At 56.8% G+C, this 17,658-nt stretch carries 16 protein-coding genes; 2 read left to right on the plus strand and 14 right to left on the minus strand.

All coding sequences use genetic code 11. The features are described 5' to 3' along the window. Positions 1–75: 75 nt before the first annotated feature. The 8 genes from fabF to yceD form a co-directional block, all read right to left on the minus strand. Complete coding sequence (gene fabF, locus F3I47_RS03555) at positions 76–1,317, minus strand: beta-ketoacyl-ACP synthase II (protein ID WP_009090861.1); 1,242 nt, start codon at positions 1,315–1,317, stop codon at positions 76–78. A gap of 84 nt (positions 1,318–1,401) precedes the next feature. After that, a complete protein-coding gene (gene acpP, locus F3I47_RS03560) occupies positions 1,402–1,638 on the minus strand; it encodes an acyl carrier protein (RefSeq protein WP_003849865.1) in 237 nt (78 codons plus the stop codon). Between the two features lie 154 nt (positions 1,639–1,792). Then, positions 1,793–2,527 carry a 3-oxoacyl-ACP reductase FabG gene (gene fabG / locus F3I47_RS03565; protein ID WP_009090862.1) on the minus strand — a complete coding sequence of 245 codons (735 nt, stop codon included), beginning with the start codon at positions 2,525–2,527 and terminating at the stop codon, positions 1,793–1,795. A gap of 10 nt (positions 2,528–2,537) precedes the next feature. Next, complete coding sequence (fabD, locus tag F3I47_RS03570) at positions 2,538–3,470, minus strand: ACP S-malonyltransferase (protein ID WP_009090863.1); 933 nt, start codon at positions 3,468–3,470, stop codon at positions 2,538–2,540. A gap of 16 nt (positions 3,471–3,486) precedes the next feature. Further along, on the minus strand, positions 3,487–4,440 hold the full coding sequence (locus F3I47_RS03575) for a beta-ketoacyl-ACP synthase III (protein WP_150029676.1): 954 nt from the start codon (positions 4,438–4,440) through the stop codon (positions 3,487–3,489). After that, entirely contained in the window at positions 4,441–5,481 is a 1,041-nt protein-coding gene (gene plsX / locus F3I47_RS03580) for a phosphate acyltransferase PlsX (RefSeq protein ID WP_150029677.1), read from the minus strand. It abuts the gene before it with no gap. 25 nt (positions 5,482–5,506) lie between these two features. Next, the gene (gene rpmF, locus F3I47_RS03585) at positions 5,507–5,677 is read right to left on the minus strand and encodes a 50S ribosomal protein L32 (RefSeq protein WP_003849870.1); all 171 of its coding nucleotides are present in this window, start codon (positions 5,675–5,677) and stop codon (positions 5,507–5,509) included. 14 nt (positions 5,678–5,691) lie between these two features. Further along, on the minus strand, positions 5,692–6,213 hold the full coding sequence (yceD, locus tag F3I47_RS03590) for a 23S rRNA accumulation protein YceD (RefSeq protein ID WP_009090867.1): 522 nt from the start codon (positions 6,211–6,213) through the stop codon (positions 5,692–5,694). Positions 6,214–6,353: 140 nt separating this feature from the next. Here yceD and F3I47_RS03595 point away from each other — a divergent pair, with 140 nt between their 5' ends. Next, positions 6,354–6,941, plus strand: a complete 588-nt coding sequence (locus F3I47_RS03595; RefSeq protein WP_150029678.1) for a nucleoside triphosphate pyrophosphatase — start codon at positions 6,354–6,356, stop codon at positions 6,939–6,941. A gap of 11 nt (positions 6,942–6,952) precedes the next feature. Here F3I47_RS03595 and rluC read toward each other — a convergent pair whose 3' ends face one another. Further along, positions 6,953–7,909 (minus strand): 23S rRNA pseudouridine(955/2504/2580) synthase RluC, encoded by a 957-nt coding sequence (gene rluC, locus F3I47_RS03600; protein WP_009090870.1) that lies wholly within the window; start codon positions 7,907–7,909, stop codon positions 6,953–6,955. Between the two features lie 572 nt (positions 7,910–8,481). Here rluC and rne point away from each other — a divergent pair. Next, a complete protein-coding gene (rne, locus tag F3I47_RS03605; RefSeq protein ID WP_150029679.1) occupies positions 8,482–11,934 on the plus strand; it encodes a ribonuclease E in 3,453 nt (1,150 codons plus the stop codon). Positions 11,935–12,113: 179 nt separating this feature from the next. Here rne and flgL read toward each other — a convergent pair whose 3' ends face one another. From flgL to F3I47_RS03630, 5 genes are all read right to left on the minus strand, one after another. After that, a complete protein-coding gene (flgL, locus tag F3I47_RS03610; RefSeq protein WP_046101595.1) occupies positions 12,114–13,079 on the minus strand; it encodes a flagellar hook-associated protein FlgL in 966 nt (321 codons plus the stop codon). Positions 13,080–13,093: 14 nt separating this feature from the next. Beyond that, positions 13,094–14,743 (minus strand): flagellar hook-associated protein FlgK, encoded by a 1,650-nt coding sequence (flgK, locus tag F3I47_RS03615; RefSeq protein WP_046101594.1) that lies wholly within the window; start codon positions 14,741–14,743, stop codon positions 13,094–13,096. A 125-nt stretch (positions 14,744–14,868) separates the two neighbouring features. Then, on the minus strand, positions 14,869–15,828 hold the full coding sequence (gene flgJ / locus F3I47_RS03620; RefSeq protein ID WP_009090874.1) for a flagellar assembly peptidoglycan hydrolase FlgJ: 960 nt from the start codon (positions 15,826–15,828) through the stop codon (positions 14,869–14,871). Then, complete coding sequence (locus F3I47_RS03625; RefSeq protein ID WP_009090875.1) at positions 15,828–16,937, minus strand: flagellar basal body P-ring protein FlgI; 1,110 nt, start codon at positions 16,935–16,937, stop codon at positions 15,828–15,830. The genes flgJ and F3I47_RS03625 overlap by 1 nt, the downstream gene beginning before the upstream one ends. A gap of 9 nt (positions 16,938–16,946) precedes the next feature. Next, complete coding sequence (locus tag F3I47_RS03630; protein WP_033736336.1) at positions 16,947–17,657, minus strand: flagellar basal body L-ring protein FlgH; 711 nt, start codon at positions 17,655–17,657, stop codon at positions 16,947–16,949. Position 17,658: the final 1 nt, after the last annotated feature.

Here is a 17,658-nt window from a genome sequence, read left to right on the forward strand (position 1 = left end):
ATGACGTGTGATTTCAGCGCATTTGCAGGATAAAAAAAGGCCCGCATCGCGGGCCTTTTTACGCATCAACACCGATTACACTTTACGGAAAATCAACGAACCGTTGGTTCCGCCAAAGCCAAAGGAGTTACACAGCGTGTATTCCAGGCCGGTAACCTGACGTGCGGTATGAGGCACGAAGTCGAGATCGCAGCCTTCATCCGGATTGTCGAGGTTGATGGTCGGTGGAATCGCCTGGTCGCGCAGCGCCAGAATCGAGTAGATCGCCTCCACCGCGCCTGCCGCACCCAGCAGGTGACCGGTCATCGACTTAGTCGAGCTGACCATCACGCTCTGTGCCGCCGCACCAAACACGGATTTCACTGCCTGCGCTTCCGCTTTGTCACCGGCCGGCGTTGACGTGCCGTGCGCGTTAACGTAGCCGATCTGCGCCGGATCCAGCTGAGCGTCACGCAGCGCGTTGACCATCGCTGCCGCCGCACCAGAACCGTTTTCCGGTGGTGATGTCATGTGGTAAGCGTCGCTGCTCATGCCGAAACCGACGATTTCTGCATAGATCTTCGCGCCGCGTTTTTTCGCGTGTTCGTACTCTTCCAGCACCACGATACCGGCACCGTCGCCCAGCACAAAACCGTCACGATCTTTATCCCACGGACGGCTTGCCGCCTGCGGGTTATCGTTACGGGTTGAGAGCGCACGTGCAGCACCAAAACCGCCCACGCCCAATGGCGTACTGGCTTTCTCTGTGCCACCTGCCAGCATCACGTCAGCATCGTTATAGGCGATGATACGTGCAGCATGACCGATGTTATGGACGCCAGAAGTACAGGCTGTCGCAATAGAGATGCTCGGACCTTTCAGGCCATACATGATGGTGAGATGACCCGCCACCATGTTAACGATGGTTGAAGGCACAAAGAATGGACTGATTTTGCGCGGGCCGCCGTTGACCAGGGAGGTATGATTCTCTTCAATCAGACCCAGGCCACCGATGCCGGAGCCAATCGCTGCGCCCATACGGCCTGCATTTTCCTCGGTCACAACCAGACCGCTGTCCTGCATGGCCTGAATACCAGCCACGATGCCGTATTGGATGAATTCGTCCATCTTGCGCTGATCTTTGCGCGAAATGAAATCATCACAATTAAAATCTCTTACCAGACCTGCAAAACGCGTTGCATAAGCACTGGTATCAAAATGGTCGATCAGGGTAATGCCGCTCTGACCGGCAAGGAGAGCACTCCAGGTAGACTCTACGGTATTGCCGACAGGAGACAACATGCCAAGACCAGTCACAACTACACGACGCTTAGACACGTTCGTCCTCCAGGGAGGGGAAATAGGAACTATGTGGGACAAACAAAAAAATCAGGCGGTCGAGCGACCGCCTGAAGATATTCATTAGCCTTTATGGCTATTGATGTAGTCGATCGCTGCCTGAACGGTAGTGATTTTCTCAGCTTCTTCGTCTGGAATCTCAGTATCAAACTCTTCTTCCAGAGCCATCACCAGCTCAACGGTATCAAGAGAATCGGCACCCAGGTCTTCTACGAAAGATGCAGAGTTGGTGACTTCTTCCTCTTTCACACCCAGCTGCTCACTGATGATTTTCTTAACGCGTTGTTCGATATCGCTCATACTATTTAATTTCCTATCAAAACTCGCTTTCGCGATGGTTTTCGTAGTGTATAAAATGGTGAAAAAGATGCAACAAAATCCCGGCTGGTCTAACCACGATTTTGCGTTATTTTGCGGTTTTAACCGCAAATAATGCAAATGATTTCGTGATTTATCAGACCATGTACATTCCGCCATTGACGTGCAGCGTTTCACCTGTGATGTAGGCTGCTTCGTCAGAGGCTAAAAATGCCACAGCATTGGCGATTTCCTGCGCTTCGCCTAAGCGACCCGCTGGCACTTCCGCCAAAATACCGGAACGTTGATCTTCGTTCAGTGCCCGCGTCATGTCAGTCTCAATAAAGCCTGGAGCCACGACGTTGACGGTAATGCCACGTGACGCGATTTCGCGCGCCAGTGATTTGCTAAAGCCAATCAAACCCGCTTTTGCTGCTGCGTAGTTTGCCTGGCCCGCGTTACCCATGGTGCCGACAACGGAACCAATGGTGATGATACGGCCCACGCGCTTTTTCATCATGGCACGCAGAACCGCCTTAGAAAGGCGGAATACCGATGTGAGGTTAGTATCCAGGATATCCTGCCACTCATCGTCCTTCATGCGCATGAGAAGATTGTCACGCGTAATGCCTGCATTATTGACTAAAATATCCACTTCGCCAAATTCAGCGCGAATATTCTCTAAAACGCTGTTAATGGAGTCAGCGTCAGTCACATTCAGTAACAGGCCCTTGCCCTTGTCGCCAAGGTAAGCACTGATGGCGTCGGCGCCACTCTGGCTGGTTGCAGTTCCGACGACTCTAGCACCGCGTGCCACCAGGGTTTCTGCAATCGCACGACCAATGCCGCGACTCGCGCCGGTAACCAGCGCAACTTTACCTTCAAAGCTCATGATTTTCCTCTTATTCCTTTCCGAGTGCAGCGTTCAGTGAAGCCGTATCGTTCACGGCAGCAGCGGTCAGGGTATCGACAATGCGTTTGGTCAGACCGGTCAGGACTTTGCCCGGACCCATCTCCAGCAGGTGTGTCACACCCTGTGCTGCCATCGCTTCGACGCTCTCGGTCCAGCGAACCGGGCTGTAAAGCTGACGAACCAGCGCATGGCGGATAGCCGACGCGTCGGATTCTGCTTTGACATCGACATTATTAATGACCGGCACGGCTGGCGTATTAAACGTTATGCCTTCAAGCGCCACCGCCAGTTTGTCGGCAGCGGGCTTCATCAGTGCGCAGTGGGAAGGCACGCTGACCGGCAGCGGTAAGGCACGCTTAGCACCCGCTGCTTTACAGGCCGCGCCTGCACGTTCAACGGCTTCTTTGTTACCCGCAATGACCACCTGGCCCGGCGAGTTGAAGTTTACCGGCGAAACAACCTGGCCCTGAGCACTCTCTTCACAGGCCTGACGGATAGCGGCGTCATCCAGGCCAATAATCGCCTGCATTGCGCCCGTGCCTTCCGGCACCGCTTCCTGCATCAGTTTGCCGCGCAGTTCAACCAGTTTCACCGCGTCAGCGAAGTTGAGCACGCCTGCACACACCAGTGCCGAGTACTCACCCAGGCTGTGACCGGCCATCAGAACGGGCTGTTCGCCGCCCTGCGCCTGCCAGACACGGTAGATAGCCACGGAGGCGGCCAGCAGGGCTGGCTGAGTCTGCCAGGTTTTATTCAGCTCTTCAGCCGGACCCTGACTGACTAACTGCCACAGATCGTATCCCAGCGCGTCAGAAGCTTCACGGAAGGTCTCTTCAACCTGCGGATAAGTGGCTGCTAATTCAGCCAGCATGCCCACGGTCTGTGAACCCTGACCGGGAAAAACAAATGCAATTTGCGTCATCTTTCGTTCCTGTCAATCAAAAGCGAACCAGCGCAGAACCCCAGGTGAATCCACCACCAAAGGCTTCCAGCAGAATAAGGTGTCCGGGTTTGATGCGGCCATCACGAACCGCTTCGTCCAGTGCGCTTGGCACCGAGGCGGCAGAGGTGTTGCCGTGGCGATCCAGTGTGACGACCACTTTATCCATGGTCATGCCGAGTTTTTTGGCGGTGGCGCTGATGATGCGCAGGTTAGCCTGATGCGGCACCAGCCAGTCCAGCATTTCACGATCGAGATTATTGGCCTGCAGCGTTTCGTCAACGATGTGGGCCAGCTCGGTTACGGCGACCTTAAAGACTTCGTTGCCCGCCATGGTGAGATAGGCAGGCTGATCCTGATGCGCGCGATCCTGATAAGGCAGGGTCAGCAGCTGCGAATAGCGACCGTCGGCGTGCAGATGAGTAGAGATGATCCCCTGCTCTTCGCTCTGGCCCAGCACAACCGCACCCGCGCCATCACCGAACAGGATGATGGTGCCGCGATCTTCCGGATCCAGCGCGCGCGCCAGCACATCAGCACCAATCACCAGCGCATGTTTTACGGCGCCATTTTTGATGTATTGATCGGCCACGCTCAGTGCATAGGTGAAACCGGCGCAGGCGGCCGCAAGGTCAAACGCCGCGCAGTCTTTGATCTCCAGCATTTGCTGGATCATGCAGGCGGAGCTCGGGAAGGCATGGCTGGAAGAGGTTGTGGCGACAATGATCAGCCCAACGTCATTCGCCTCAATGCCGGCCATTTCCAGCGCGCGCTGAGCGGCGCTGAATCCCATGGTGGCGACGGTTTCGTCAGGTGCAGCAATGCGACGCTCACGGATGCCGGTACGGGTAACAATCCACTCGTCCGACGTCTCCACCATTTTTTCCAGATCGGCATTGGTGCGAACCTGGCTGGGCAGATAACTGCCCGTACCGATAATTTTGGTATACATCTAGGCTTTGTCACTCCTGGCTAATACAGCATCAAGGCGCGCAGCAATTCGTTCGGGAATTTGCTGCCTCACCGCCTGCTCTGCCTGTTCTATCGCCACGGCGAAGGCGTGTTGATTTGCTGCGCCGTGACTCTTGATCACTGTTCCGCGCAATCCTAACAGACAAGCGCCATTGTACTGGTCGGGGTTGAGATGCCCGAAGCGCTTTGCCAGACGTTTCTGAACCCAGCGCCCCAGCAACTGAAGCCACCATGACCGTTTTTTGCCTTCCCCTGAGGACTTCAGCAGAGAAAGAAACATTCTTACCACGCCTTCCATCGTCTTCAGCGTGACGTTCCCGACAAAACCGTCACAGACCATGACATCGGTTTTACCGGTCAGCAGCTCGTTACCTTCGAGGTAACCAATATAGTTGATGTGCGGTGATTCTCGCAGCATAACCGCGGCGTCACGGATCGTTTCCAGCCCTTTGGTCTCTTCATGACCGATGTTGAGCAATGCAACACGGGGCTGTGAAATCCCCAGTACATACTCGGCCATCACGGAACCCATCACGGCAAACTGCACCAGCATCGCACTGTCTGAGTCCACATTCGCGCCCAGATCGAGTACCACCGTTTTACCCTGCTGCTGATGCGGTAAAACGGACATCAGCGCCGGACGCTTAATGCCATCCAGCGGTTTTAATAAGAGTGTCGACAGCCCCATCAAAGCCCCGGTGTTACCGGCGCTGATGCAGGCCTGGGCACGTCCCTCTTTCACCATCTCCAGCGCCACACGCATTGAGCTGCCGCGACTGTTCCGGATGGCCTGAGCGGGCCGCGCATCACTTGCAATAACCGATTCGGCAGGGATAACCTGCAAACGCCCCATCAGGGAGGAATCCGCTTTGGCAAGCAATGGCATGAGAGTGTCGGGATATCCGACAAGAAGAAGGAATAGTTCCGAATGAGAGGCCAGTGCCTGCAATGCTGCAGGCACTGTCACGCAGGGACCGAAGTCCCCGCCCATGGCATCAATCGCCAGGGTCAAACGTGTCAAGGTATCGCCTTGCTAAGCAAGAAACTTACTTAACGATAACCTTGCGACCGCGGTAGTAACCGTCCGCAGTGATGTGGTGACGCAGATGAGTTTCGCCAGAAACTTTATCTACTGACAGAGCAGCAGTGGTCAGCGCATCGTGCGAACGACGCATACCACGCTTAGAACGGGTGGGTTTATTCTGTTGTACGGCCATGGACCTTACTCCTATTACTTACGCTTTAAACTGGCTAATACGGCAAATGGATTTGGTTTCTCCGCCTCTGCAGGCAGTTTGCCAAAGACCATGTCCGCCTCGGACACTTCACAGTGTTCAGAATCGTGCACCGGAACGACCGGCAGCGCGAGGATCAGTTCATCCTCAACAACCGCCAGCAGATCGATCTCACCAAATTCGTTGACATCGACCGGCTCGTACGCTTCCGGCAATGCTTCGGCCTGCTCTTCAGAAGAGACGGGACTGAAACAAAAACTGACTTTTACGTGATGGGGAAAGGTCTGGTTGCAGCGCTGACAACGTAACGTCACCTGAACTTCAGCAGTACCCGTCAGTACCGCCAGACGTTGGCTATCAACCGCGAACGACATGGCACAATCCACATCACTGTCCACACTAACGACCGACTCGGCCACACGCTCCACCTGTGCAGATGTGTAGACACCCTGATAATCAAGGCGCTTCTGAGCGGTGCGGACAGGGTCCAGCGTTAGGGGTAATTTTACCTTTTGCATAGGGCGCGCATATTAACTTTGTAATGTCATAGAGTCAAAGAAAAAGGCCGTTAAACAGCATCTTTCAACCACTATTCGCATCCAGTGCGGCGCACAGTTTAAAATGACTGTCACCAATTCGCTATTACTATTGAAAAAAAATGACGCCATCGATTCTTTTAGCTTCGACCTCCCCCTTCCGACAGGCGCTGCTGCGCAAGCTGGGGCTGCCTTTTATTACGGCTGCGCCAGAAGTAGATGAGTCGCCGCTGCCGGGTGAATCGGCGCAGGCGCTGGTGACGCGACTTGCCAAAGCCAAAGCGCAGGCACTGGGAGAAACCTACCCCGGTCACTGGATTATCGGCTCTGACCAGGTCTGTGTACTGGATGGCGTGATTACCGGAAAGCCTCACACCGCAGAGAAGGCGCGGGCGCAACTGCGTGCCGCCAGCGGCAAAGCGATTACGTTTTATACCGGCCTGGCACTCTGTCATCCCGCCAGTAGCACACTGCTGCAGGCGTGTGAACCTTTTGTGGTGCATTTCCGCACCTTAACCGAGGCAGAGATTACCGGCTATGTTGAGAAAGAGCAGCCGCTTCAGTGTGCGGGCAGCTTTAAAAGTGAGGGGCTGGGAATTTGTCTGTTTGATCGACTGGAGGGGCGCGATCCCAACACGCTGGTCGGCCTGCCGCTGATTGCGCTCAATGCAATGCTGCAGCAGGCCGGCATCAATCCTTTAACCGCGTGATGCCGGAGCACTCACCCTTTACGCTGACGTAACCTGAGCAGACACTGCTTCAGGCCTTCGTCCAGCGGCGCTTCCACCCGCATCACGTCGCCCGTGCCAGGATGGGTAAAGGTCAGGGCCGCCGCGTGCAGGAAGAGGCGATTTAAGCCGGTTGCCGCCAGCTGACTGTCAAAGTCACGTTCGCCATAGCGATCGTCAAAAGCGATAGGATGACCGGCGTGCAGCGTATGCACACGAATCTGGTGCGTGCGACCGGTTACCGGGCTGGCCTTCACCAGCGTGGCAAACTCAAACCGCTCTTCCACTTTAAAGCGGGTTTCAGAGGGTTTGCCTTCGCTGCTGACGCGCACCACGCGTTCGCCGCTCTGCAGGATGTTTTTCAGCAGCGGAGCCTGAACCACTTTCAGATGTGACGGCCAGTTGCCGCGCACCAGCGCCAGATAATCCTTCTGCATCCCCTTTTCGCGCAGTTGCTCATGCAGAGAGCGCAGCGCCGAGCGCTTTTTCGCCACCAGCAGAATACCGGAGGTGTCACGGTCCAGGCGATGCACCAGTTCCAGGAAGCGTGCTTCGGGACGCAGTGCGCGCAGGCCTTCGATGACGCCGAAGGTCAACCCGCTGCCTCCGTGAACGGCGGTGCCGGAAGGCTTGTTCATCACCAGCAGCGCCTCATCTTCATACAGAATGGCGTCAGCCAGCGAGGCCACTTTTGCCAGCTTCGGTGACACGGCCTCGTCATCGCGTTCGGCGACCCGCACCGGTGGAATGCGAACCTCATCGCCCTCCTCCAGCTTATATTCGGGCTTGACGCGCTTTTTATTCACCCGCACCTCGCCTTTGCGAACGATGCGATAAACCATGCTTTTTGGCACACCCTTGAGCTGGGTGCGCAAAAAGTTATCAATGCGTTGTCCGGCATTTTCAGCCGTGATGGCGACAAATTGTACGCCCGGATTCTCTGTTTTCATGGCGGCGATTCTAAATAGTGTCCCCTGATAGCGCCACCCCTTTTTCTGTGCTTAACTCTGGGGTTGATGTGGCGGCAGGTCGCCTCCCTGCTGACTTTTTCAGCAAACCGCTGCTTTGTCCGACACATTAATAAGTTAAATGTAAAGAAACTTCACAAGCTGGCTAAAGTCGCCTTGCTATATGAAGGTTAGCAGTGGAATAATGCTTGAGTTTCTTACCTGAAGCATTTCAGGGCAGAAAAAGAGCGAAATTGTCATTTTGCCGGATTGAGCAGACACGCAGCAATGGCGTAAGACGTAATGCGAAATCAGGCACTTAGCGGGCTGCGGGTTGCGGCCTGGACAACAGTATGGGATGCACGGGTTTTTTAATTGTCTCAGGCATTTCCACTATCTGGTGCTGTTTTCCCTTATGAAAAACAGGCCACCGACGTTATTTGCGCCCCTCGCGCGGTCGACAGCCGTGAGGTTGACGACATTGCACTAAGTCACGGGGCCATCGGTTGATACTCGTCCAGGGTAACTATGCCCGCAGCTGTAATCACTCATGAAAGAATAACGAGTAAGTCACGATGAAAAGAATGTTAATAAACGCAACTCAGCAGGAAGAGTTGCGCGTTGCCCTGGTTGACGGTCAGCGTCTGTACGACCTGGATATCGAAAGCCCCGGACACGAACAGAAAAAAGCCAACATCTACAAAGGTAAAATCACTCGCATTGAACCCAGCCTTGAAGCTGCGTTTGTCGACTACGGCGCAGAGCGTCACGGTTTCCTCCCGTTAAAAGAAATTTCCCGCGAATACTTCCCCTCCAGCTACAACGCGCATGGCCGTCCCAACATTAAAGATGTGCTGCGTGAAGGTCAGGAAGTGATTGTTCAGATCGATAAAGAAGAGCGCGGCAACAAAGGCGCGGCGCTGACCACCTTTATCTCGCTGGCGGGCAGTTATCTGGTGCTGATGCCGAACAACCCGCGTGCAGGCGGTATCTCCCGCCGCATTGAAGGTGACGACCGTACCGAGCTGAAAGAAGCCCTGTCTGCGCTGGAACTGCCGGAAGGCATGGGCCTGATCGTCCGTACCGCCGGCGTCGGCAAATCTGCCGAATCGCTGCAGTGGGATTTAAGTTTCCGTCTTAAGCACTGGGATGCGATCAAAAAAGCCGCAGAGAGCCGTCCGGCGCCCTTCCTGATCCATCAAGAAAGTAACGTGATTGTGCGTGCCTTCCGCGACTACCTGCGTCAGGACATCGGTGAAATCCTTATCGATAACCCGAAAGTCCTGGAGCTGGCGCGTCAGCACATCGCTGCGCTGGGCCGTCCGGACTTCAGCAGCAAAATCAAGCTCTACACCGGTGAAATCCCGCTGTTCAGCCACTATCAGATCGAATCGCAAATTGAATCCGCGTTTCAGCGCGAAGTTCGCCTGCCGTCCGGTGGCTCCATCGTCATCGACAGCACGGAAGCACTGACCGCTATCGATATCAACTCAGCCCGTGCGACACGCGGCGGTGACATCGAAGAGACGGCGTTTAACACCAACCTGGAAGCGGCCGATGAGATTGCCCGTCAGCTGCGTCTGCGCGACCTGGGCGGGCTGATCGTTATCGATTACATCGATATGACTCCGGTTCGCCATCAGCGCGCCGTCGAGAATCGGCTGCGTGAAGCGGTCCGTCAGGATCGTGCCCGTATTCAGATCAGCCACATTTCACGTTTCGGCCTGCTGGAGATGTCACGTCAGCGTCTGAGCCCGTCACTGGGTGAGTCCAGCCACCACGTCTGCCCGCGCTGTAGCGGCACCGGCACCATTCGTGATAACGAGTCGCTGGCCCTGTCGATTCTGCGTCTGATTGAAGAAGAAGCGCTGAAAGACAACACCAAAGAAGTGCACGCGATTGTTCCGGTTCAGGTGGCCTCTTACCTGCTGAACGAAAAACGTGAAGCGGTCAACGCGATTGAAAAACGCCAGGGTGGTGTGCGGGCGATCATCGTTCCTGATGACAAGATGCAGACCCCACACTACTCCGTGCTGCGCGTGCGTAAAGGTGAAGAGACGCAGACCCTGAGTTATCACCTGCCGAAGCTGCATGAAGCTGAGATGGCAATGCCGTCGGATGAGGAGCACTCTGAGCGTCGTCGTCCTGAGCAGCCAGCTCTGGCCGCCTTCGTGATGCCTGATGCGCCACCGGCCCCGGTTGAAGTCGCCCCTGAAGCGAAGCGCACCGAAAGCAAACCCGCAGCAAAAGGCGCGCCGGCGGTGGCACCGTCAGCGACCGTCAGCACCGGTTTCTTCGGACGACTGCTGGGTGGCCTGAAAAAAATGTTCGCGGGCGAAGAAGCCCCTGCTGCTAAGCCTGAGACCGCTGCCGTTGCTGAACCGCAGAAAGCCGCAGAAAGTGAGCAGGAGCAGAGTTCCTCCCGTGGCGGCGAGCGTCGCAACAATAACAACCGTCGCAACAACAATCGTCGTGAACGCACGCCGCGTAACGGTGACAATGCACAGTCACGCGAAGGCCGTGAACCGCGTGAAAGTCGCGAGCCACGTGAACCGCGTGAGAGCCGTGAGCCACGCGAAAGCCGCGAGCCGCGTGATGGCAACGATAATCGCCGCAACAAGCGTCAGTCTCAGTCTGGCGAGGCTCGCGAAGAGCGTCCGGCACTGAGCGAAGAAGCGCGTCAGCAGCGTGAAGAGCAGCAGCAGCAGCGCCGTGAACAGCGTGCAGAACGTCAGCGTCGTCGTCAGGAAGAGAAGCGCGCGGGTGAAGAAGCCGCCAAAGCCGCTGAGCAGTCAGCCGTGGCAGATGCGCCGGAAGCGACTGACGCACAGGAAGAGGAACGCGTTCAGGTTATGCCGCGTCGTAAGCCGCGCCAGCTGAACCAGAAGGTCCGCGTTGACGACAACCGTCAGCCTGTGGCAGCGGATGCCAGCGACAATGCGCAGCCTGCCGAAGTGCGTCAGCCTCAGCCGGCCGACGTTGCTCAGCCGCAGCCCGAACTGCAGAGCCCTCAGACTGACGATCAGGATGACAACGAGAACCGCGACGGTGCGAATATGCCGCGTCGCTCACGTCGTTCACCGCGTCATCTGCGCGTCAGCGGACAACGTCGTCGCCGTTACCGTGATGAGCGTTATCCGACGCAGTCTGCAATGCCTCTGGCTGCGGCAGCAGCCTCACCTGAGATGGCGTCCGGTAAAGTCTGGGTTCGCTACCCGGTAAGCCAGGCCAGCGAAGAGCAGGTTCAGAATGTGACGCATGAGACACCGGCGTACAGCCCTGAAGAGAGCGCAGAAGCCACTGCGCTGCCGGTCGCGGCTGCGGCTGCGGCTGAATCCGCAGTACAGGCAGACGTCTCTGCAGAGCAGAATGCGCCGCAAGCCGATGCGCCAGTTCAGCAGGCTGAAGCCGAGGTTGACGCCTCAGTACAGCAGGCCGAGCCACTGGCAGAAACGCCCGTGCCGGTGGTGAACACTGACGACACCCGTGCTATTGAAGCACCGGTTGATCAGCAGCCTTCTGTGGTTCCTGCTGCAGACGAAGCAAAAGCAGAAGTGGTCGCGGCTGAAGCCGTTCCTGCTGAACCGGTCACGGAAACCCCGGTTGCGACCTCTGCGGATGCCGCACAGCCAGCTGACGTTGCTGAGCACGCTGCCGTTGATGTCAGCGAAGCGATTGCCGCCGAGGTTGAAGAGGTGCTGAAGGCTCCGGTCGCAGCTGATGCTGACATTGCGCCGGTTCAGGAACCTCACGCACCGGTTGCCGCGCGCGATGTTGCGCCTGCAGCTCCCGTGACCGCAGCCGAGCCGGTAGCAGCCGCGCCTGCTGCTGATGCGGTAGCCAATGACGGCACGCGCTGGAAGCACTTCGCCTCTGCGCCAATGACTAAAGCCCCGGCGCCAGCCTGGCAGTCAGAACCGGCTCCGCACAGTGACTGGGTACGTTCACCGTATCAGTTCGACGGTCGCGGTTCGGCAGGCGGTCACAGCGCCACGCATCAGGCAACAGCCCCGGCAACCAAGCCGTAATCTCTCAGCAGTTGTCATCTGAACCCCGGCCTTAGCCGGGGTTTTTTTATGGCTGCCATTCTGTCCCCCTGCTCCGCCAGTCGCTATATCACAGGCAAAAAAAATCCCACCCTCCCTGAGGGGAGAGTGGGAAAAACTAAGCGTATCCGGTTAAAGTACGCTCAAATTTTCAGGTCAGATTACGAGTTCATCTTAAACAGTGACATCTTCGACATGTCGGTAAAGGTCTTATAAGAAGCCTGTAGTGCCGTCTGTTGCATGGTGTAGCTGGAAGCGGCCTCGGTGTAATCCACATTCACCAGGTCACTCATCTGGGAGTTATAGATCACGTCGCGGTCATCACCCTGCGCATTCAGCGTATCGATTTCAGACAGCTGGGTACCAATCTCAGCACGCACGGTTAAAACATTATTCAGCGCATTGCCAAGGCCGCGGTTGGTTTTATCCATGGCGTCCTGGAAGGTCTTTTTGGTTGCGTCGTCAGCATCATTCTGCGGCACTTTCAGTGCGGCAATCGCGCTATCCAGCATCTTAAACAGGTTGGTTTCGCTGGCGCTGCCATCCGGCTCTTTGGTTGCGTTGCTGGTGATAGACATAAAGACATTGTCACCGGTGTGCGCCACGGTCATGGTACGGCTGGTATCGACCTTCTGGGTGATGGCTTCTGTGCCGCCCGTGTAGGTGACGCCGGTTCCGGCACCATCAACAAAAGGCGCGCTGTCGGTTTTATAACCGGCAAAGATGTAGCGTCCGTTGGCATCCTGGCTGTTTGCCTGGTTCAGCAACTGAGCACGGATCCCCTCCAGCTGGGTGGCGATCGAGCCACGGTCATCGTCGCTCAGCGTACCGGTTGAACCGTTGATGATCAGCGTCTGTGCGCTCTGAATACTGCTGGTCACGCCTTTCAGCGCATTCTCTTCCAGGGAGAGCCCCTGCTCAGCAAAGGTACGCGCCAGCGCATACTGACTTCCCTTCTGCTGGGTCTGTGACAGCACCACCGCGCGTGACGCCGCAATCGGGTCATCCGAGGGATTCGTTACACGGCGACCGCTGGAGAGCTGCTCACCCACTTTCAGCCAGGAGGCCTGCGAGTCGGTAATGCCGCGCACCTGCTGGTCAAAAATCATATTTGTACTGATTCGCATGTTATCTCCTGCCCTTAGCGAATATTGATCAATGCGTTGAACACGGTGCTGGCCGTCTGCAGCACCTGCGCATTAGCCATGTAATATTGCTGGTATTTAGTCAGGTTGGCGTACTCCTCATCGAGGTTTACGCCAGAGACCGACTGCTGGCGATCGGTCAGCTGACTGACCACGCTTTTCTGGGTGGTGCTGGTGGTTTCCAGCGAGCTGGTTTTGTTACCCACGGTGCTGACGATGCTCGCATAAGCCTGCGACAGCGTGGCATTTCCGCCCACCAGCTTCACATCCTGCAGGTTCAGCAGCTTCTGCGCATTGCGGTTATCACTTTCGCCGCCCACGGCGCTCGCCGCGGCTACCTGGGATTCACTGGTAATCGCTACGGACATGTCGTTAATGACGTTCTGAACCGGCTTCACCAGGAAACTGTCTTTTGCGGCAGGTGCCGGGGTGGCCGCGACGGTCAGTTTCAGACCATCAAAGCTCAGCGTCGTGTTGCCACTGGCGTCGGTTCCCTGCGCAATGGTGACCGCCGTGCTGTCTGAAGCACGGGTGGCAGTCCATTTGCTGCCGTCATAGCTGACGGTGTAGTTAGAGGCTTTCAGCGCGCTGGTATCAGTCCATTCGGCGGTGACGGACGCAGCGGTGCTGTTTTTGCTGTTGCTGACCACCAGCGGAGTGCCGATGTTAAAGAAATCGACCCCCTGGTCGCCGTTGCTGTCAAAGCCCTGCTTGTGCACGTCGTTAAAGCTGGTGGTAAAGGCCGCCGCCAGCTGTCCGAGCTGATTCTGTGCCAGATCGAGATCCTGAGAGCGGAACGCCAGCAGACCGCCCAGCGATCCGGTGGTGATCAGCTTTTCCGGGATCTCGACGTTGCCCGCCTGTTTGTCGACATAGCCGATGGTGGTGCGTGTCGGATCGCTGCTGGAGTTCATCGCCACCAGATCGCTGGATTTGTAGCCGTTCACCAGCGTCAGGCCGTTGGCCATGGATACGGTGTAATTGCCATCCTGCTGCGAAACCGTGACGCCAACCACGTTATTCAGCTCGTTAACCAGCTGATCGCGTTTATCCAGCAGATCGTTAGGTTCGGCACCGTTGCCGTTTGTCAGTTTGGCAATCTGCTGGTTGAGGTCGGCAATCTGCGAGCTGTAGGTGTTGATCTGTTTCACGCTGGAGGCGACATCAGAATTGACGCTGTTCTGCATGTTGTTCAGATACTGCGCCGTGGTCTGAAACTGGCTGACCAGACCCTGAGCGTTACTGAGCATAGACTGACGCGCCGAGGGATCGTTGGCGTTGCTGACCACGTTCTGCAGGTTGGTAAAGAAGCCCTGCAAGGAGGTGGAGAGACTCGTGGTCGAGGTCGACAGCAGATCGTCAATATTAGAGATCTGGCTATGCTGGAGATCGACAGCACTGTAGCTGGCACTGGCACCGCGCAACTGCGTTGCGATGAAAGCATCATACTCGCGCTGTACACCGGAGATTTTTACGCCGTTGCCGTAATAGCTGTTGCCCTGCAGGGTACTGTTTGCCTGCGCCAGCACCGTTGTCTGACGGGAGTAGCCCGCCACGGTGTAGTTCGTGATGTTATTACTGGTGGTGCTCAGGGCGGCCTGTGCGGCACTCAATCCGCTCATCGCGGAGTTAATTATGCTGGACATCTCGGTTCCTTACGTTCCCCCGTCAACCGGGCTGGCAGAGATCTGAATGAACGCCAGCGGGCGAAAACGCATCTGGCTTATGGTGATGTTATCGGCTTGCTTAAGTGAAACTTGAGGCGCAATGATCAGAACAGGTCGCCAATATCCTGGCTGTACGCTTTAACGACTTTGTCGCCCATGCTTTTGAATTGCTGAATCATTCCCACCAGCTTCTGCGCATATTTAGGATCGGTGGCATAGCCCGCCGCCTGCAGCGCCTGCGCGCCCTGCTCTGCACTGGATGCGGTAGTGACCGCCGCATAGCGTGGGTTTTTCGTCAGGAGCCGGACGTAGTCGGTCAGCGCCTCGAAATAGGAGTTATAGACCCGGAAGCTGGCCCGGACTTTTTTCGCTTCGCCCTGCTCATATTCGGTGGTCATGATGTCGGTGGTGTCACCCTTCCAGTCGCCACTCGCTTTGATGCCGAAGACGTTGTAGCTCGGTTTGCCGTCGCGGGTCAGGATCTGACGCTGGCCCCAGCCCGACTCCAGCGCCGCCTGCGCCAGAATCAGGTGATGAGGGATACCACTCTGCTGACTGGCCGCCTGCGCGGGCTGCGTCAGCTGCGCGATAAACTCGCGGCTGTCGCTGGGCAGGCCGGTTGGCGAAGCGGCAGGCAGACGCGGCATAGCTTTACGCACCATCTGCTCCAGCTGCTGCGCCGGCATCGGCGTCGCCCCGCTGGTGCTGAGGATGAAGCTGTTATCCAGCTTCATCGGCACCGTTCCGGCTTTCTCATCCGGCGCGACAGCGGGCTGCATCTGTTTGACGATGGTTTCCGCCAGGCCAAGCCCGCGTTTCCCCATCTCCTGCGCAATCTGCTGGTCATACATAGAGGTGAAGAGTTTGGTCTGTTCGTTGCTCATAATGCCGTCCTGCGGCAACGCCTCGCGCATACTCTTCAGCATCATCTGTACAAACATCCCTTCGACCTGACGCGCCACCTGCAACGCATGCCCTTTCGGGTCGTTGCTGGCCTGGTGTTTCAGTTCATTCAGGGAGCGGCTGTCGTAAGCCGCACTCATCACAGATTGCATATCAGCCATCAGATAATTTCCAGTTTGGCACGCAGACAGCCGGCACTCTGCATTGACTGCAGAATCGACATCAGCTCGATAGGTGAAGCGCCCAGCGCATTCAGCGCACGCACCACGTTGTTCAGGTTGGCGCTGGCGTTGACGCGTTGCAGCGCACCGCCGCTCTGACGCAGATCGATCTGGGTCTGCGTTGTCGCCACCGTCTGACCACCGGCCAGCGGGGTATCAGGCTGGCTGACGTTCTGCTGCTGGTTGACCGTCACAGAGAGGTTGCCTTGCGCCACCGCACACTGATTCAGTGTCACTTCGCGGTTCATCACCACCGAGCCGGTACGGGAGTTGATGATCACTTTGGCATCTTCGACCGGAATCGAGACGTTAATGTTCTGGATATCGGCCAGCAGACGCACCTGCGCGCCATTGTTTGGTGAGACGCGGATCTGCACGGTACGCGCATCCAGCGGCTGAGCCGAGCCATATCCCCCACGCGCGTTAATCGCATCAGCAATTCGCTGCGCCATGGAGAAGTCTTCGTTGTTCAGCTGCAGGTTAATGGTGTTCTGCGAACCAAAGTTGCTCTGCAGTTCACGCTCTACCGTGGCCCCGCCGGTAATCCGGCCGCCGTTAAGCTGGTTAACCTGAACACTGCTGCCGCCTGCCGATGCGCCTGCACCGCCCACGAGGATATTTCCCTGCGCCAGCGCATAGACCTGGTTATCGACCCCTTTCAGCGGCGTCATTAACAGCGTGCCGCCGCGCAGGCTTTTGGCGTTACCCAGTGAAGAGACCACCACATCCAGGTTCTGTCCCTGACGGGCAAACGCGGGTAGTTTTGCGGTGACCATAACCGCCGCCACGTTTTTCAGCTGCATGTTGGTGCCTGCGGGCACGGTAATCCCCAGCTGTGACAGCATGTTGCTGACGGTCTGAGTGGTAAACGGCGTCTGGGTCGTCTGGTCACCGGTACCATCGAGACCCACAACCAGGCCATAGCCCAGTAACTGGTTTTCGCGAACCCCCTGGATGGTGGTTAAGTCACGAATTAAATCGGCTTTTGCCAGCAGGCTGACGCCCAGCAGCAGCGCCAGCCCGGCGCGCAACAGCGTTAACTTTTTCATTGAAACCTCTTACATCGGCGAGATGTTCAGGAAGAAGCGCTGTAACCAACCCATGGTCTGCGCCTCATTGATATAGCCATTTCCGACGTACTCAATACGTGCATCGGCGACAGCGGTAGATAACACGGCGTTGCTGGCGCTGATGGTGCGTGGGTTGACTACACCTGAGAAGCGAATGAACTCCGTGCCCTGATTAATGGCGATCTGTTTTTCACCGACCACGTGCAGGTTGCCGTTCGACAACACCTGATCCACCGTGACGGTAATGGTGCCGGTAAAGGTGTTGTTGGCAGATGCGCCCCCTTTCCCGGCGAAATCGTTTTTGCCTTCCGCGCTGATATTGGCTTTTTCGCCACCGGCACCCACCAGGCCCGCCAGACCGGTCGGCACGGCGTTCAGGCCAAAGCTGTTGCTGCCATCGCGGCTGGCATTGGCGGAAGAGCTTTTGCTGGCACTGACGTTTTCCTGCAGCGTGATGGTCAGGGTATCGCCAATGTTGCGTGGACGGCGGTCTTCAAACAGCGGCTGGTAGCCGTAGTTAAGCGGCGCGACGCCCTGGAAAATGGAGCCGTTTACCACCGGTGGCGCGGACGGCATCGGCTGTGCTGTGGTTGCGCCTTCGACCAGCGGGGTCCGGGGGACCAGGGCACAACCGTTAAGAGTTAGCAGCAGCGAGGCGACTAACCAATGTCCAGGCTTGAGAATCTGTTGCTTCGCCACG

Source organism: Pantoea sp. M_10, assembly GCF_008631515.1.
Classification (GTDB): Bacteria; Pseudomonadota; Gammaproteobacteria; order Enterobacterales; family Enterobacteriaceae; genus Pantoea; species Pantoea anthophila.

What these genes read in the sequence shown, in the direction of transcription:
- flgJ (WP_009090874.1), bottom strand. Translation starts at nt 15,828, where the DNA reads ATGGCTGATATGCAATCTGTGATGAGTGCGGCTTACGACAGCCGCTCC.
- fabD (WP_009090863.1), bottom strand. Translation starts at nt 3,470, where the DNA reads ATGACGCAAATTGCATTTGTTTTTCCCGGTCAGGGTTCACAGACCGTG.
- fabG (WP_009090862.1), bottom strand. Translation starts at nt 2,527, where the DNA reads ATGAGCTTTGAAGGTAAAGTTGCGCTGGTTACCGGCGCGAGTCGCGGC.
- yceD (WP_009090867.1), bottom strand. Translation starts at nt 6,213, where the DNA reads ATGCAAAAGGTAAAATTACCCCTAACGCTGGACCCTGTCCGCACCGCT.
- flgK (WP_046101594.1), bottom strand. Translation starts at nt 14,743, where the DNA reads ATGTCCAGCATAATTAACTCCGCGATGAGCGGATTGAGTGCCGCACAG.
- F3I47_RS03595 (WP_150029678.1), top strand. Translation starts at nt 6,354, where the DNA reads ATGACGCCATCGATTCTTTTAGCTTCGACCTCCCCCTTCCGACAGGCG.
- rpmF (WP_003849870.1), bottom strand. Translation starts at nt 5,677, where the DNA reads ATGGCCGTACAACAGAATAAACCCACCCGTTCTAAGCGTGGTATGCGT.
- acpP (WP_003849865.1), bottom strand. Translation starts at nt 1,638, where the DNA reads ATGAGCGATATCGAACAACGCGTTAAGAAAATCATCAGTGAGCAGCTG.
- F3I47_RS03575 (WP_150029676.1), bottom strand. Translation starts at nt 4,440, where the DNA reads ATGTATACCAAAATTATCGGTACGGGCAGTTATCTGCCCAGCCAGGTT.
- F3I47_RS03625 (WP_009090875.1), bottom strand. Translation starts at nt 16,937, where the DNA reads ATGAAAAAGTTAACGCTGTTGCGCGCCGGGCTGGCGCTGCTGCTGGGC.
- flgL (WP_046101595.1), bottom strand. Translation starts at nt 13,079, where the DNA reads ATGCGAATCAGTACAAATATGATTTTTGACCAGCAGGTGCGCGGCATT.
- rne (WP_150029679.1), top strand. Translation starts at nt 8,482, where the DNA reads ATGAAAAGAATGTTAATAAACGCAACTCAGCAGGAAGAGTTGCGCGTT.
- rluC (WP_009090870.1), bottom strand. Translation starts at nt 7,909, where the DNA reads ATGAAAACAGAGAATCCGGGCGTACAATTTGTCGCCATCACGGCTGAA.